Source organism: Microbacterium oleivorans (assembly GCF_001644225.1).
Taxonomy (GTDB): domain Bacteria; phylum Actinomycetota; class Actinomycetes; order Actinomycetales; family Microbacteriaceae; genus Microbacterium; species Microbacterium gawkjiense.
Genome location: NZ_LSTV01000001.1, coordinates 759,494 through 774,224, shown reverse-complemented (window position 1 = coordinate 774,224; position 14,731 = coordinate 759,494). Strand labels below are relative to the sequence as shown.

The window sequence follows — 14,731 nt, the reverse complement described above, 5'->3', positions numbered from 1 at the left end:
GCGCGGGAGTTATCCACACGCCACCGGCTCCAGGTGGACTGCGGACGACCCTTCGGCGGGAGGCGAGAATCGAAGGATGGACGAAACGCGACGTGTCGAACTGCCCGTGCTGTACTTCGGAACCCCGGTCGCGTTGATCACCACGGTGAATCCCGACGGGTCCTCGAACATCAGCCCGATCTCCTCCGCCTGGGCGCTGGGCGACCGCTACATGCTGGGGCTCGGCGCCGACGGCCAGGCGGTCGCCAACCTCCGCCGCCTCGGCGAACTCGTGATCAACCTGCCGTCATCCGACCTCGTCGGCGCGGTCGAGGCGATCGCGCCGACGACGGGGCGGAACCCGGTGCCCGAGGCCAAGAGACCCGCCTACCGCCACGAGCCCGACAAGTGGACCCTCGGGGGTCTCACCCCGCTCCCGTCGGACCAGGTGACGGCGGCACGTGTGGCCGAGTGCCCGGTGCAGATCGAGGCTCGTGTGGCGCAGATCGTCGGCATCGACGGTGGCGACGCCGTCGCCGTGGAGGCGCAGGTCCTGCAGGTCCACGCGCACGAAGGGATCCTGCGGGAGGGGCAGGACCGCGTGGACACCGACGCGTGGCGACCGCTGTACTACGGGTTCCGCCACTACTTCGCGCAGGGGCCGCATGTCGGCGCCAACTTCCGGGCGCCGCTCCTGGACGATCCCGCGCTGACCTGACCAGGTCCGCATCGCCGCGCGATTCTCGGGATATCCCTCTCAGGTGTCTCCCACCGCGCGCTCTAGACTGAACGCACCAGCGGGAGTGGTGAAATCGGCAGACACGCAGGATTTAGGTTCCTGTGCCTTCGGGCGTGGGGGTTCAAGTCCCCCCTTCCGCACGAGGCACCCGCGTGCCTCACACCTTGCGCCCATCCGTCGGCGGGCCCACCGCCGCGAATCGAAGGACCTCCGTGCACCCCTTCGCACTGCTTCCCTGGCTCGACCCCGAGACGATCATCAACGCGGCCGGCCCGTGGGCCCTCGTCGTGGTCTGCTTCATCGTCTTCGCCGAGACCGGCCTGCTCGTCGGCTTCCTGCTGCCGGGTGACACCCTGCTCATCATGGCGGGTCTCCTCTCCAACCCGGTCACCCACGCCCCGAATGGCGTCTTCGGGATCAACGTGTGGGTGGTCGGCCTGCTGATCGGCCTCGCGGCGTTCCTGGGCGGCGAAGTCGGCTATCTGATCGGTCGCAAGGGCGGACCCGCCGTGTTCGAACGCAAGGAGTCGGGCCTGTTCAGCCGTAGCAACGTCGAGCGCACCAACGCGTTCTTCGAGCGCTACGGCGGCGTGACGGTCATCCTCGCCCGTTTCGTGCCGATCGTGCGCACCTTCGCCCCGGTCGCCGCCGGCGTCGGCAAGATGGCATGGCACAAGTACTCGCTCTACAACCTGATCGGCGCCGTGATCTGGGGCTTCGGTCTGACGGTCGTCGGTTACCTCGTGAGCCTCATCCCGGGCGTCGGCGAGTTCGTCGCCGAGTACATCGACGTCATCCTGCTGGTGGCGGTCGCCGGCACGATCATCTTCATCGTGTGGCACTACTTCGCCGAGAAGCGCAAGGTCAAGCGCGAGATGGCTGCCGGACCCGACGGTGTCACCGACCGGGCCGAGGCGCAGCAGCTCGTCCTCGAGCCCGAGGCGTTCGACGAGCGCCCCGACGGGGAGAGCCGCCGCTCCTGATCAGGAGGCCTTCTTCTTCGCGGGCTTTTTCTTCGCCGCCGCCGGCTTCGTGTCGGCGGCGGCGTCTTTCTTCCCAGCGTCCGTCTTCCCGCTGCCCGCGCGCGCGGCGCGGCTCTTCTCGACGCTCGCCCGCAGGGCCTCCATCAGGTCGATGACCTCTCCGCCGGAGGCATCCGTCTTCTCGCCGAAGGTCTCGGCCGTGTCGAACGCGTCGCCCTTCTCGAGCTTCGCCTCGATGAGGGTGCGCAGCTCCTGCTGGTACTCATCGGTGAACTCGGTCGGGTCGAAGTTGCTCGAGAAGCTGTCGACGAGGGATGCCGAGAGCTCCAGCTCCTTGCTCGAGATCTTGACCGGCTCATCCAGCACCGGGAACGACGCCTCACGCACCTCGTCCGCCCACAGGAGCGTCTGCAGCACGAGCACGTCGCCGCGCACGCGGAGCGCCGCCAGCCGGGTCTTCTGCCGCAGCGCGAACCGGACGATGGCGGTGCGGTCGGTTTGCTCCAGCGTCTGCCGCAGCAGGACGTAGGCCTTGGGGCTCTTCGAGTCGGGCTCGAGGTAGTACGCCTTGTCGAGCGTCAGCAGGTCGATCTGTTCGGTCGGCACGAACTCGACGACTTCGATCTCGCGGCTGCGCTCGCTCGGCAGGGCCGCGAAATCGTCGGAGGTCAGGACGACGGTGCGCTCGCCGTCGTCGTACGCCTTGTCGATCTCGGCGTACGGGACGACCTCGCCGTCGATCTCGCAGATGCGCTGATACCGGATGCGGCCGCCGTCCGCGGCGTGCACCTGGTGCAGCGACACGTCGTGGTCCTCGGTCGCGGAGTACACCTTGACGGGCACGTTCACCAGGCCGAAGGTGAGGGCGCCTTTCCAGATCGCTCGCATCACACCAGTAGACACCCGTCACAGCCGGTTGCGACAGGGCTTGCGCACTACTCTGGGCCCATGCCAGCCGCACCGCAGGAGGTCGTCGTCGACGGACGCCGCCTGCGGCTGACGAATCTCGACAAGGTCATGTACCCCGAGACGGGGACGACCAAGGGCGAGCTCATCGACTACCTCACCCGCATCGCCCCGGCGATGCTGCCGCACCTCGCCGGTCGGCCGGTCACCCGCATCCGCTGGCCCGACGGCACCGGCGAGGGCTCGTTCTTCGCGAAGCTCCTCGAAGCGGGGGCGCCGCCCTGGGTCTCGCGGCGGCCCATCGAGCATTCGACCGGCGCGAAGGACTACCCGCTCGTCGACGGGATCCCGACTCTCGTCTACCTCGCGCAGGTCGCCTCGATCGAACTGCACGTCCCGCAGTGGCGCTTCGACGCCACCGGCGGACGACGGAACCCCGACCGTCTCGTCCTCGACCTCGACCCGGGCCCGGGCGCGGGGCTCGCCGAGTGCGCGGAGGTAGCGCGGTGGGCGCGCGCGATCCTGATCGACCTGGGGATGGACCCGGTGCCCGTCACGAGCGGCAGCAAGGGCATCCACCTGTACGCCCCCCTCGACGGATGCCGCACGAGCGACGAGATCAGCGCCTTCGCGAAAGAACTCGCCCGCCTGCTCGAAGCCGACCACCCCGACCTCGTCGTCAGTCAGATGTCGAAGGCCGCCCGTCCCGGCAAGGTGTTCCTCGACTGGAGCCAGAACAACGGCAAGAAGACGACGATCGCACCGTACTCGCTGCGGGGCCGCGACCGGCCGACCGTCGCCGCGCCGCGCAGCTGGGACGAGCTCGACGACCCCGATCTGCGCCACCTGCTCTTCGAAGAGGTCCTCGAGCGGGTGGGCGAGGTCGGCGACCTGTTCGCCGCCCTGGCGCCGACGGATGCCGGGCCGCTCGCCTCGTACATCGCGAAGCGCTCCGCGGCGAAGACGCCGGAGCCCGTGCCGGACTCCCCCGCCGGCGCACCGTCCGCCGGCACGGCGCGCTTCGTCATCCAGGAGCACCACGCCCGTCGCCTGCACTACGACCTGCGTCTCGAACGCGACGGCGTGCTCGTCAGCTGGGCGGTGCCGCGCGGCATCCCGGACTCCCCCTCGACGAACCACCTCGCGGTCATGACCGAGCCCCACCCGATGGAGTACCTCGGCTTCGCGGGCGAGATCCCGGCGGGCGAATACGGTGCCGGGTCGATGTCGATCTGGGACACCGGCACCTTCGCGCTGGAGAAGTGGCGCGACGACGAGGTGATCTTCACCGCGACCGGTCGCGAGGGCGGCCCGCTCGGCTCGGTGCGGCTCGCACTCATCCGCACGAACGGCGACGGCGAAAAGTCGCAGTGGCTGCTGCATCGGATGAAGACGGATGCGGCGCCCCCCGCATCCGCTCCTCCGGCACCCGCGTCGCCGCCCTCCCCCGCCACGCCCCTCCCGCCCCCGTCGCCGATGCTCGCGACGATCTCCACCCCTCCCCTGGCGCGCCGCGCGGCGGAACGATGGGGAGCCTGGGTCGAGTTCAAATGGGACGGCGTGCGAGCGCTCGGCATCTGGGACGGACAGGCGTTGCGGCTGCGGGCCCGCAGCGGCACCGACATCACGGCGCGCTACCCCGAGCTGACCGCGGCGGCGGCGTTCGGTCCGGCTCCCTGCGTGGTCGACGGCGAGATCGTCGCCCTCGACGAACGCGGTCGACCGAGCTTCTCCCTGCTGCAGCACCGGATGCACCTGACGAAGGCGCCCGAGATCGAACGCGAGGCGCGGCGGATCCCGGTGCAGTACCTGCTGTTCGATGTCCTCGAAATCGACGGGACGGATGCCGCGCCGCTGCCCCTCGCGCAGCGGAGAGAACTCCTCGAACGGCTCGCCGCCGATGCGCACGAGCCGATCGTCCTCCCCCCGATCGCGGACGACGTCGACGACGCCCTCGCCACGGCGCGCGCGATGGATCTGGAGGGTGTCGTCGTCAAGGACCCGTCGTCGGTCTATCGACGCGGTCAGCGCAGCGACCAGTGGCTCAAGGTCAAGCTCACCCTGATGCAGGAGATCGTGATCGGCGGCATCCGTCCGGGCAAGGGCGGTCGCGCGGGTGAAATCGGGTCGCTCCTGATGGGGATCCCGACGCCCGACGGGCTGCACTACGTCGGGCGTGTCGGCTCCGGCTTCGGCGACGCGACTCTCGCACGATTGGATGCGGCGCTCACCCCCCTGCGCACCGACGAGAACCCGTTCGTCGACGTCGGCCGGGAAGAGGCATCCGATGCGCTCTGGGTGCGCCCCGAGCTCGTCGGCGAAGTCGAGTATGCCGAGGCGACGCCGAACGGGACCCTCCGCCACGCCCGCTGGCGCGGTCTGCGACCCGACAAGACCCCGGACGAGGTCCGGATGGAGGACTGACCGGCGTCAGGCGTGGGCGTCGTGTTCGACGTGCCCGGCGGGTTCGAGCTGGAACGTGGAGTGCGCGACGTCGAAATGCCGGGACAGGCAGGACTGCAGCTGCGACAGGAGTGCTCCGGCGCGATCGTCGGCGAACCGATCGGGTGCGACGACGACGTGGGCCGTGAACACCGGCGCGCCCCGCGTGAGCTGCCACACGTGGACGTCGTGGACGTCGACGACCCCCTCGGTGCCGAGGATGTGGTCCCGGATGTCGGCGACCCTCGTCCCCGCCGGCGCGCGCTCCCCGAGCACGGCGAACACCTCGCGCAGCAGGGCGACGGCACGGGGCACGATGAGGGCGGCGATGAGGAGGGAGGCCACGGCGTCCGCCGGCATCCATCCCGTCAGCCAGATGACCGCGGCGGCGAGGATGACGACGACGGAGCCGACCAGGTCGCCCAGCACCTCGAGGTAGGCGCCGCGGACGTTGATGCTCGTGCGTTGAGCGGCGCTCAGGACGTAAAGCGAGACGCCGTTCGCGACGAGGCCGATGACCGCGACCACGAGCATCGGCAGCCCCTGCACCTCGGCCTCGGCGGGGTCGACGAGGCGCGAGATCGCCTCGACCGCGATCCATCCGCCCAGCACGATCAGGATGACGGCGTTGAGCAGCGCGCCGAACACCTCGGCCCGCTGGTAACCGTAGGTCTGGCGTTCGTCGGCGGGACGCGCCGCCACCGACGCCGCGATGAGGGCGATCACGAGACCCGAGCTGTCGGTGAACATGTGCCCGGCGTCCGCGAGGAGCGCGAGCGATCCCGTGAGGATCGCGCCGACGAGCTGGATGACGAGCACGGTCGCGGTGATGCCCAGCGAGACGGCGAGCAAGCGGCGGGGATGTCCGCCGCGGATGCCGGTGGGCGCGTGATCGTGCATACCTCGAGGGTAGGGCGGGGCGGCCGCCCTCCCGCCCGGTTCGGGCTACTCGGGAATGAGTCCGATTCTCAGGCTCAGCGGTGTGCGCGGGCGTGGGTCAGAGCGCGGCGAGGAGCGGCGCCAGCGCCTCGAATGCGCGGGCGCGATGCGACGTCGCGTTCTTCTCCGCCGCCGACAACTCCGCGGCCGTGCGCCCGCCGGCGTCGTCGGGCAGGAATACGGGGTCGTAGCCGAATCCGTTCCCACCCGCGGGAGCCGCCGCCAGCCGGCCCGGCCAGATCCCCGTCACCGCGTGCTCCTCGCCGCCCGGGACGACGAGCGCGATCGTCGACACGAACTGGGCCGTCCGATGCGCGTCGGCGATGTCCGAGAGTTGATCGAGCAGCAGCTCGTAGTTCGCGACGCCGTCCTTGCGGTGCCCGGCCCAGTAGGCGGAGAACACACCGGGCGAGCCGCCGAGCACGTCGACGCTGATCCCGGAGTCGTCGGCCATCGCGGGAAGCCCCGTGTGGGCGGCCGCGGCGCGCGCCTTGATCAGCGCGTTCTCGGCGAACGTCACGCCGTCCTCGACGGGCTCGGGTCCGTCGTAGCCGACGACCTCGAGGTCGGGCCGCGTCGCGGCGACGATCGCACCGAACTCCTCGACCTTGTGCGCGTTGTGCGTCGCCAGGACGATGCGGCTCACGCGCGCTCCTGCGCGAGGGCGGCGAGCTGGATGTCGCGGAGGTCGCCGCATCCGTTCACACCGAGGTCGAGCAGCGCGTCGAGCTCCCGCTTGTCGAAGGGTGCCCCCTCGGCGGTGCCCTGCACCTCGACGAACAACCCGCGACCGGTGACGACGACGTTCATGTCGGTCTCGGCGCGGACGTCCTCGACGTAGGCGAGGTCGAGCATGGGCTCACCGTCGATGATCCCGACCGAGACCGCTGCCACCGAGTCCAGGAGCGCCTTGGCGTTCTTCCCGACGAACCCCTTGGCCCGGCCCCATTCGATCGCGTCCGCGAGGGCGACGTAGGCGCCCGTGATCGCCGCCGTGCGGGTGCCGCCGTCGGCCTGCAGCACGTCGCAGTCGATGACGATCGTGTTCTCGCCCAGCGCCTTCGTGTCGACGACCGCGCGGAGCGCGCGACCGATCAGCCGGGAGATCTCGTGGGTGCGGCCGCCGACCTTGCCCTTGATGGACTCGCGGTCGTTGCGGGAGTTGGTCGCGCGGGGCAGCATCGCGTACTCGGCGGTGACCCATCCCTTGCCCTTGCCGGTCAGCCAGCGGGGGACGCCGTTGGTGAAGGATGCGGTGCACAGCACCTTCGTGCCCCCGAAGGAGATGAGGGCCGACCCCTCGGCGTGGGCGCTCCAGCCGCGTTCGATCGTGACGGGGCGCAGCTGGTCGACGGCGCGGCCGTCGGCACGGGTGGTCTCGGTCATGAGGTCTCCTTCGGTAGGTCGATGGCACCGGTCTGGACGAGGCGGACACTGCTCACACCGCGTCCCATCAGCCGGTCGGCGAGGCGGAGGAAGTCCTCGGCGGAATCCCCCGTCGCCTCGTACACATGCGTCGGTTCCGCGTCGGGTCCGGCCAGCAGGTCGCGCGACACGAGCTGACGGTAGACGTCCTTCGCGGTCTCGGTGTCGCTCGAGACGAGCGACACGTCCGGGCCCATCACGTAGCTGATGGCGCCCTCGAGGAACGGGTAGTGGGTGCAGCCGAGCACGAGGGTGTCGATCCCCGCGTGACGCAACGGCGCGAGGTACTCCTCGGCGACGCGCAGAACGTCGGGCGTGTCCGTGACCCCCGCCTCCACGAAGTCGACGAAGCGCGGACAGGCCTGGGCGAAGACGCTCAGACGCTCGTTGACGCCGAGCATGTCCTGGTACACCCCCGAGCCGATGGTGCCCGCGGTGCCGATGACGCCGATCCGCCCGTTGCGCGTGGTCGAGATGGCGGTGCGCACGGCGGGGCCGATGACCTCGACGACGGGCACGTCGTACCGCTCCCGCGCATCGCGCAGGAGTGCCGCCGACGCGGTGTTGCAGGCGATCACCAGCATCTTCACGCCCTCGTCGACGAGGGCGTCGAGTACCTCGAGGCCGTAGCGACGCACGTCCGCGATCGGTTTCGGTCCGTACGGGGAGTGCGCCGTGTCGCCGATGTAGAGCACCGATTCCCGCGGCAGCAGCTGCGAGACGGCCCGGGCGACGGTGAGGCCGCCCACTCCGGAGTCGAAGATCCCGATCGGTGCGTCCGTCACGATCGTCCAGCCTAGTCTCGCGCGGGGGTCCGCTCGCGCGTGGCTAGAGTGACGGCATGGGCATGTCCACGGCGCTGCTGACCGACCGCTACGAGCTCACGATGCTGGATGCCGCACTGCGCGACGGCACCGCCGACCGCCGCTGCGTGTTCGAGCTCTTCGGCCGCCGCCTCCCGGGCGGACGCCGCTTCGGCGTGGTCGCGGGAACCGGGCGACTGCTCGCGGAACTCGCCGACTTCCGGTTCGAGGAGGCGGAGCTCGCCTTCCTCCGCGACAACCGCATCGTCAGCGCCGAGACGGTCCGCTTCCTCGAGGACTACCGCTTCGGCGGGACGATCAGCGGATACCGCGAGGGAGAGCTCTACTTCCCGGGCTCGCCGATCCTCACGGTCGAGGGCTCGTTCGCCGAGGCCGTGATCCTCGAGACCCTCGCGCTCAGCATCCTCAACCACGATTCGGCGGTCGCCACGGCTGCGGCGCGCATGAGCATCGCTGCCGGCGACCGTCCGCTCGCCGAGATGGGGTCGCGCCGTGCGGCGGAGCGCTCCGCCGTCGCCGCGGCCCGGGCCGCCTACATCGCGGGCTTCTCCGCGACGAGCAACCTCGAGGCCGGGCGCACCTGGGGCATCCCGACCATGGGGACGGCCGCACACGCGTGGACACTGCTCCACGACACCGAGGAGGACGCCTTCCGGAGTCAGATCGACGCGCTCGGCACCGACACGACGCTGCTCGTCGACACCTACGACATCCGCCAGGGCGTGGAGACGGCGATCCGCGTGGCGGGCACGGGCCTCGGAGGCGTGCGCCTCGACTCGGGCGACCTCCCGACCGTCGCCGCGTCCGTGCGCGCGCAGCTCGACGAGCTCGGCGCCATGGGCACCCGCATCACCGTGACGAGCGACCTCGACGAGTTCGCGATCGCGGCACTGGCGGCATCCCCCGTCGACGCCTACGGCGTCGGGACCTCGGTCGTGACGGGATCGGGCACCCCGACCGCGGGCATGGTCTACAAGCTCGTCGCACGGCAGGGCACCGACGGCGGGTGGGTCTCCGTCGCGAAGGCCTCGACGTCGAAGGCCTCCGTCGGCGGACGCAAGGCCGCGTTCCGCACCCGCGTCGACGGGGTCGCGACGGGCGAAGTGGTCGCCGTCGCCGCCGGCTTCGACGAGCTCGACACGCCCGCCGCCCACCCCGACGCCCGTCCGCTGCAGGTCGCTCTGGTCCAGCACGGCGAAGCGGATGCCGCGCACCTCGGACCCGAGGGGGTCGCCACCGCACGGGCGCATCACCTGCGCGTGCGGGAGGAGCTGCCCGTCACCGCTCTCGCGCTCAGCCGCGCCGATCCGGCGCTGCCGACGATCTACGAGGTCAGCGAGGCGTAGATCTCCTTGCATGTGGGGCACACCGGGAACTTCTCGGGGTCGCGCCCCGGCGTCCACTTCTTGCCGCAGAGCGCGCGGACGGGCTTGCCGGTGATCGCCGACTCGAGGATCTTGTCCTTCTTGACGTAGTGCGAGAACCGCTCATGGTCACCCGGCTCGATGGACTCCTCGCGGATGAGCTCCTCGAGCTCACGGTCGAGTGTGGCGAGGCCGCCCTGATCCGGGCTGTCGATCGGCGTGCTCATTCCCCCGAGTGTACTGCCGGCGGGACCCTCGTGGACGGGGGTCAGTGCGTTTCGGCGAACTCCATGAGGCGGCTCGTGCGGTGCTCGAAAACCGCCCCGCCGACGGCGATTCCGACCGCCATCACCGTCACCCCCACGCCGATGCCGGTCCAGAAGGACGTCCACGCGGCGCCCTCGTCTCCGCCGAGCGCGAGCCAGCCCGACCACAGTGCGGGGACCGAGAGGATGATCGCCCCGAACAGCACCGACGCCTGGGCGACCGATCCCCCTGTGCGCTGCGGCTGTTCGAACGGTCCTTCTCCCGGACGCGAGACCGCGTAGGGCGCGGCCACGGACGCCACGGAGCTGAGGCCGAGGCCCGTCGCGAAGAGGGAGACGCAGACACCGACGAGGGCCGGGAGCACCGCCCACCGCCCGTGAACCCAGATCGAGAGGGTGATGGCGAGCGCCAGGAGCGGCACCCCGAGGAGCAGGACGGGGACGAGGCGCCCCACCCGGTCGGCGACGCCGCGGACACCGGCGGAGATGTGCAGCCAGATCCCGGTCGAGTCGTACGCGAGGTCGTTGTGCACGAGCCAGCCGAGGAACAGCGCGAGGATCGGCGGCGGGATCAGCGCGACCGTCGACAACGGCACACCCACCACCAGGAGCGGCAGCACGATGAGGACGGAGGCGATGGGGACGACCACGATGTTGGCCAGGTGACGAGGGTCGCCCGACCAGTACACGATGCTGCGCGCGGCGATCGCGCCGCCGGGGGTGCCGGGCATGACGGCGAACCACCCGAGTCCGCGACGTTCGCGCACCGGTACCTCGCGCTCCGTCGCGCTCATCATGATCTGGACGAGCAGCCGCCACGCACCCGCGAGCGCGAGCACCGTCACGAGGCCCACGAGGACCGAGACGACGAGGTCACCGCCGGTGCGCAGCGGGATGGCGACGGCTGCCCCGAGTGGCGTCGCGCCCAGCGCCTGCGCCGCCTCGGTGAGCTGCGAAGGCAGTCCCCCGGACCACTCGAGCGAGAAGGCGAACACGGCCACGGGGATGACGACGATCGCGGCCGCTGTGACCATCAGGCCCGTGAGCTGCGGGGATCTCCGCTCGCGGAGGGCGAGCGCGGAGACGGCCATCGCGCAGCGCGAGGCGAGGACGTTGGTCGCGACGAACAGCACCGCCGCGAGGACGGCGAGGGCGGGCGACGCGCCGTGACCGATCCACGCCACGGACATCGCGACCGCGACGGCGATCGTGACGAGTCCCGGCAGTCCGAAGGGGGATGCCGCCACCACCGACCACGCGACGATCCGAGGCTCGACGCCCGTCACGACGAACCGCCGGGGGTCGAGAGGATCGTCGGCGCCCGTGAAGAGCGGGACGAGGAGGAAGCCGCCGACGATGAGCGATCCGCCCACGACGACGAGCGTCGCCGCATCCGCATCCGGAACGCGGTCGAGCCGGACGAGCGCGACGCACACCGCCGCCACGGCGACCGCGAGGATTCCGAAGGCGGCCAGGCGGCGGACGAGCACGCCCGGGCGGGCGTTCAGCGAACCCGCGAGCAGCGCGAGCCTCAGTCGGAGTACGTGTGCAACCACTCCAGGCCTTCCACGTCGCTGAGTCCCCCGGACAGCTGGACGAAGCGCTCCGCGAGGGTGTGATCGCCGCGGACGTCGTCGACGGATCCATGGGCCAGCACCTGGCCGGCGACGATCACGGCGACGCCGTCGCAGACGCGCTCGACGAGCTCCATGCCGTGGCTCGAGAGGATGACGGTGCCACCGCGCGCCACGTATGCCGTGAGGATCTCGAGGATCACCTCGCTCGAGACAGGGTCGACCGCCTCGAAGGGTTCGTCCAGCACGAGGAGGCGGGGAGCATGGATCAACGCGCCCGCGAGCATGATCTTTTTCGTCATGCCCGCCGAGTAGTCGGACACCGGCCGCACGAGCGCCGCGGTCAGATCGAAGGCGCGGGCGAGGTCTTCCGTCCGCTCGGCGACGACGGCCGGGCGGAGCCCGCGCAGGACGCCGTAGTAGTGCAGCAACTGCCGCCCGGTGAGGCGGTCGAACGTGCGCAGCCGATCGGGCAGGACCCCCATCAGCGCCTTCGCCGCGCGCGGATCCCGCTGCAGGTCGACCCCGCCGACGATGATCGTCCCGGCATCGGGCCGCAGCAGACCGGCGATCATCGAGAGGGTCGTCGTCTTCCCCGCGCCGTTGGGTCCGACCAACCCGTAGAAGGTGCCCGCGGGGATCTCGAGGTCGACGGCGTCGACGGCCCGCGTGCGGCCGAACGACTTCGAGACCTTCTCCAGTCGCAGTGCCGGGGCGGGATCGGATGCGTCGGCGCCCGCCTCGGCGCCGTCGAGGTCGAGGACGGCCGTCGCCGTCTCGGGCGCGGCGGCGTCGGTCGCCGGGTCGTCGTCCGTCGCGGTCTCGGCAGCCGGGACCGGCTCGGTCTCCGGCGCGGGCTCGACCTCGGGCTCCATCGCGGGCTCGGGTTCGAGCTCGGGGGCGGTCCCGGGCTCGGCTTCCACGGCGGGCTCGGTTTCGACGCCAGCCTCGGGTTCGACCTCGGGTTCAGGCCCGGATGCGGCGACGGGCTCGGTCTCGGCCGGAGCCGCGGGTTCGACCTCGGGCTCGCCGTCAGCCTCGGGCTCGGGCTGAGCCTCGAGCTCGGGTTCGGCCTCGGGCGGCACCTCCTGCTCCGACCCCGGCTCCGACGTCGCGTCGTCCTGGTCGGCGGGTGCCTCACCCGGGTGGCGAGAGGCCTCCTCGAACCGCGCAGCGGCGACGGCGGCCGGCACCTCGGGCTTGGGCGGCAGGGCCTGCGCGACCTCGTCGACGGGTACGGGCGGAGGCGGCGGAACCGGGTTGTCGGCGCCGGACACGGGAGCCTTCTTGCGGGGCGGTCGTGTCTTGGGAGGCGTCACCCCTCAAACTTAGCAAGCCCGACCGGTGCGACTTCCGGCGCACGCCACAGGGGGTCGCACTATCACGAATGCACAACGTCGGGCCAGGATACGGGCCCTTTTCAGGTGACACCGATAGCATCGAGGCGGCACGAAGATGTGTCTTTCCGATGTACGGACAGTGACCACATCGTCAGGAGCACCCCGTGACCAAGATCGTCATCCTCGCAGCCGGCATGGGCTCGCGCCTCGGCCGCAGCCTGCCCAAGCCGCTGACCGCGCTGAGCGACGGCCGCAGCATCATGGGGCAGCAGCACGACAACATCCGCGCGGCATTCGGGCCCAAGGCCCACATCACCACGGTGGTCGGCTACCGTGCCGAGACCATCGTCGAGGCCTTCCCCGACGTCGACTACGTCTACAACGACCGCTACGACCAGACCAACACGTCCAAGAGCCTGCTGCGCGCCCTGAAGGCGACCGGCAAGTCGGGGGTCCTCTGGATGAACGGCGACGTCGTGTTCGATCCGCGTGTGCTCGGCCGTGCCCTGGCGCTCATCGAGGCGGACCAGTCCTTCGTGACGGTGAACACGTCGAAGGTCAGCGACGAAGAGGTCAAATACACCGTCGACGCGGACGGCAACATCGCCGAGCTGTCGAAGACCGTCGTAGGCGGCCTCGGCGAAGCCGTCGGGATCAACTACATCTCGCGCGCCGACAAGCCGGCGCTCATCGCCCAGCTGGGCCACGTCGACAACCAGGACTACTTCGAGCGGGGTCTCGAGCTCGCGATCGCCGAGAACGGCCTGAAGCTGCGGCCCCTCGACATCTCCGACCTGTACGCCGTCGAGGTCGACTTCGCGGAAGACCTCGATCGGGCGAACCTCTACGTCTGAGGCAGCGGACGATGCGTCCCGGCGCATCCTGAGATCCACCATGAGTGACGTCCCCCGCATCCACTCCCTTCCGAACGGGGCGCCCTGGGCGGGCGGGCTCCCCCCGGAGGGTTCCCCCGAGCATCCCTGGATGATCCGACTGCTCGACCGCGTGCTCGCGGTGCAGCGGCCGGCCGTCCTCGCGCACCTGCGGACGATCCGCGCGCGCCATCCCGAAGCGACCCCGGCCGAGATGGGCCGGATCCTCGAGCGTCGTTACCTCGCCACCGTCACGACCGGCGGTGCCGCGGTCGGCGCCACGGCCGTCGTGCCCGGCATCGGCACGGGCGTGACGCTCGCGCTCAGCGGTGCCGAGACCGTCGGATTCCTCGAGGCGACGGCGCTGTTCGCACAGTCCCTGGCGGAGGTGCACGGCATCCGCGTCAACGATCCCGACCGAGCCCGTGCACTCGTGCTGACCCTCATGGTGGGTCGCGAGGGTGTCGACCTGGTGAGCCAGTTCGCCCGCCAAGTGAGCGGCACCGGCCCGGCGCGCGATGCGTACTGGGGCCAGATGATCACGACGTCCCTGCCGCGAGCGATGGTCGGTCCCCTCATCGACCGCCTCAAGGGCGCCTTCCTCCGTCGATTCGCCGCGCAGGGCAGCGCGTCCCTCCTCGGGCGAGCCCTCCCCTTCGGCATCGGTGCCGTGATCGGCGGCGGCGGCAACCACATCCTCGGCCGACGGGTCATCGTCGGAGCCCGGCGCGCCTTCGGTCCGCCGCCGCTCGAGTTCCCGGCGGAGCTCACGGCCGTCGCTCCGCGTCGGCTGCCGCGATTTCGCAGGAAGCGACACGGCGACGACCCTGCCCTCAGCGGGTAGCGTGGCCGCGTGCTCCCCACCCTCGTGACCCTTCTGATCGCCAACGCCCTGTTCAACGTGCTCGTGTGGCCGACGTTCTTCCGTCGCGTCTCTCGCGACACACGGGCGCGGGACGCGCAGGGCCGACCGACCCGGTTCCTCGTCGTGCACGCCGTCCTCATCGGCGTCGCCCTGCTGCTCGCGGCGGCATCCCTCGTCGTCGGCGTCCTGGCCGCCACCGGCATCGGCAGCTGA

15 protein-coding genes and 1 tRNA gene are annotated in these 14,731 nt (G+C 70.9%); 8 read left to right on the top strand and 8 right to left on the bottom strand.

Annotated features, from left to right (window positions below):
* The first annotated feature begins 76 nt into the window (after positions 1-76).
* From AYL44_RS03580 to AYL44_RS03570, 3 genes are all read left to right on the top strand, one after another.
* A complete protein-coding gene (locus AYL44_RS03580) occupies positions 77-697 on the top strand; it encodes a flavin reductase family protein (protein ID WP_064001864.1) in 621 nt (206 codons plus the stop codon).
* A gap of 79 nt (positions 698-776) precedes the next feature.
* Positions 777-858 (top strand) — tRNA-Leu (locus tag AYL44_RS03575).
* 72 nt (positions 859-930) lie between these two features.
* Complete coding sequence (locus tag AYL44_RS03570; protein ID WP_064001863.1) at positions 931-1,701, top strand: DedA family protein; 771 nt, start codon at positions 931-933, stop codon at positions 1,699-1,701.
* Here the strand turns inward: AYL44_RS03570 and AYL44_RS03565 are convergent, their stop codons facing one another.
* Positions 1,702-2,589 carry a Ku protein gene (locus AYL44_RS03565; RefSeq protein ID WP_064001862.1) on the bottom strand — a complete coding sequence of 296 codons (888 nt, stop codon included), beginning with the start codon at positions 2,587-2,589 and terminating at the stop codon, positions 1,702-1,704.
* A 60-nt stretch (positions 2,590-2,649) separates the two neighbouring features.
* On the opposite strand from AYL44_RS03565, the gene AYL44_RS03560 reads away from it, so the two are divergent.
* Complete coding sequence (locus AYL44_RS03560) at positions 2,650-5,031, top strand: ATP-dependent DNA ligase (RefSeq protein ID WP_064001861.1); 2,382 nt, start codon at positions 2,650-2,652, stop codon at positions 5,029-5,031.
* A 6-nt stretch (positions 5,032-5,037) separates the two neighbouring features.
* On the opposite strand, the gene AYL44_RS03555 is transcribed toward AYL44_RS03560, so the two are convergent.
* The 4 genes from AYL44_RS03555 to murI form a co-directional block, all read right to left on the bottom strand.
* Complete coding sequence (locus tag AYL44_RS03555) at positions 5,038-5,949, bottom strand: cation diffusion facilitator family transporter (RefSeq protein ID WP_064001860.1); 912 nt, start codon at positions 5,947-5,949, stop codon at positions 5,038-5,040.
* Positions 5,950-6,046: 97 nt separating this feature from the next.
* Positions 6,047-6,685, bottom strand: a complete 639-nt coding sequence (gene rdgB, locus AYL44_RS03550) for an RdgB/HAM1 family non-canonical purine NTP pyrophosphatase (RefSeq protein ID WP_064001859.1) — start codon at positions 6,683-6,685, stop codon at positions 6,047-6,049.
* Positions 6,631-7,374 carry a ribonuclease PH gene (rph, locus tag AYL44_RS03545; protein WP_064001858.1) on the bottom strand — a complete coding sequence of 248 codons (744 nt, stop codon included), beginning with the start codon at positions 7,372-7,374 and terminating at the stop codon, positions 6,631-6,633. The genes rdgB and rph overlap by 55 nt, the downstream gene beginning before the upstream one ends.
* Complete coding sequence (gene murI / locus AYL44_RS03540) at positions 7,371-8,198, bottom strand: glutamate racemase (RefSeq protein WP_064001857.1); 828 nt, start codon at positions 8,196-8,198, stop codon at positions 7,371-7,373. Before murI ends, rph begins: the two co-directional genes overlap by 4 nt.
* A 56-nt stretch (positions 8,199-8,254) precedes the next feature.
* Between murI and AYL44_RS03535 the strand changes: the two genes are divergently transcribed.
* Positions 8,255-9,583 (top strand): nicotinate phosphoribosyltransferase, encoded by a 1,329-nt coding sequence (locus tag AYL44_RS03535; protein ID WP_064001856.1) that lies wholly within the window; start codon positions 8,255-8,257, stop codon positions 9,581-9,583.
* On the opposite strand, the gene AYL44_RS03530 is transcribed toward AYL44_RS03535, so the two are convergent.
* From AYL44_RS03530 to AYL44_RS03520, 3 genes are read right to left on the bottom strand one after another with little or no spacing between them, the layout of a single operon-like run.
* Entirely contained in the window at positions 9,562-9,828 is a 267-nt protein-coding gene (locus AYL44_RS03530; RefSeq protein WP_064001855.1) for a DUF3039 domain-containing protein, read from the bottom strand. The genes AYL44_RS03535 and AYL44_RS03530 overlap by 22 nt on opposite strands.
* A 41-nt stretch (positions 9,829-9,869) precedes the next feature.
* On the bottom strand, positions 9,870-11,423 hold the full coding sequence (locus AYL44_RS03525) for a hypothetical protein (RefSeq protein WP_064001854.1): 1,554 nt from the start codon (positions 11,421-11,423) through the stop codon (positions 9,870-9,872).
* Positions 11,399-12,760, bottom strand: coding sequence for an ATP-binding cassette domain-containing protein (locus tag AYL44_RS03520; RefSeq protein ID WP_231872716.1), 1,362 nt, complete (start codon positions 12,758-12,760; stop codon positions 11,399-11,401). Before AYL44_RS03520 ends, AYL44_RS03525 begins: the two co-directional genes overlap by 25 nt.
* A gap of 185 nt (positions 12,761-12,945) precedes the next feature.
* On the opposite strand from AYL44_RS03520, the gene AYL44_RS03515 reads away from it, so the two are divergent.
* The 3 genes from AYL44_RS03515 to AYL44_RS03505 are packed head-to-tail and all read left to right on the top strand — an operon-like array spanning position 12,946 to position 14,731.
* Positions 12,946-13,635, top strand: coding sequence for an NTP transferase domain-containing protein (locus AYL44_RS03515; RefSeq protein WP_082886078.1), 690 nt, complete (start codon positions 12,946-12,948; stop codon positions 13,633-13,635).
* 40 nt (positions 13,636-13,675) lie between these two features.
* Positions 13,676-14,497 carry a hypothetical protein gene (locus AYL44_RS03510; RefSeq protein WP_064001853.1) on the top strand — a complete coding sequence of 274 codons (822 nt, stop codon included), beginning with the start codon at positions 13,676-13,678 and terminating at the stop codon, positions 14,495-14,497.
* Positions 14,498-14,506: 9 nt separating this feature from the next.
* Positions 14,507-14,731 carry an SCO4848 family membrane protein gene (locus AYL44_RS03505; RefSeq protein ID WP_064001852.1) on the top strand — a complete coding sequence of 75 codons (225 nt, stop codon included), beginning with the start codon at positions 14,507-14,509 and terminating at the stop codon, positions 14,729-14,731.

Excerpts from the sequence above, each read along its gene's own strand:
- AYL44_RS03580 (WP_064001864.1), top strand. The coding sequence starts at position 77 with ATGGACGAAACGCGACGTGTCGAACTGCCCGTGCTGTACTTCGGAACC.
- AYL44_RS03565 (WP_064001862.1), bottom strand. The coding sequence starts at position 2,589 with ATGCGAGCGATCTGGAAAGGCGCCCTCACCTTCGGCCTGGTGAACGTG.
- AYL44_RS03560 (WP_064001861.1), top strand. The coding sequence starts at position 2,650 with ATGCCAGCCGCACCGCAGGAGGTCGTCGTCGACGGACGCCGCCTGCGG.
- AYL44_RS03555 (WP_064001860.1), bottom strand. The coding sequence starts at position 5,949 with ATGCACGATCACGCGCCCACCGGCATCCGCGGCGGACATCCCCGCCGC.
- rdgB (WP_064001859.1), bottom strand. The coding sequence starts at position 6,685 with ATGCGGCGACCTCCGCGACATCCAGCTCGCCGCCCTCGCGCAGGAGCG.
- rph (WP_064001858.1), bottom strand. The coding sequence starts at position 7,374 with ATGACCGAGACCACCCGTGCCGACGGCCGCGCCGTCGACCAGCTGCGC.
- AYL44_RS03535 (WP_064001856.1), top strand. The coding sequence starts at position 8,255 with ATGGGCATGTCCACGGCGCTGCTGACCGACCGCTACGAGCTCACGATG.
- AYL44_RS03530 (WP_064001855.1), bottom strand. The coding sequence starts at position 9,828 with ATGAGCACGCCGATCGACAGCCCGGATCAGGGCGGCCTCGCCACACTC.
- AYL44_RS03510 (WP_064001853.1), top strand. The coding sequence starts at position 13,676 with ATGAGTGACGTCCCCCGCATCCACTCCCTTCCGAACGGGGCGCCCTGG.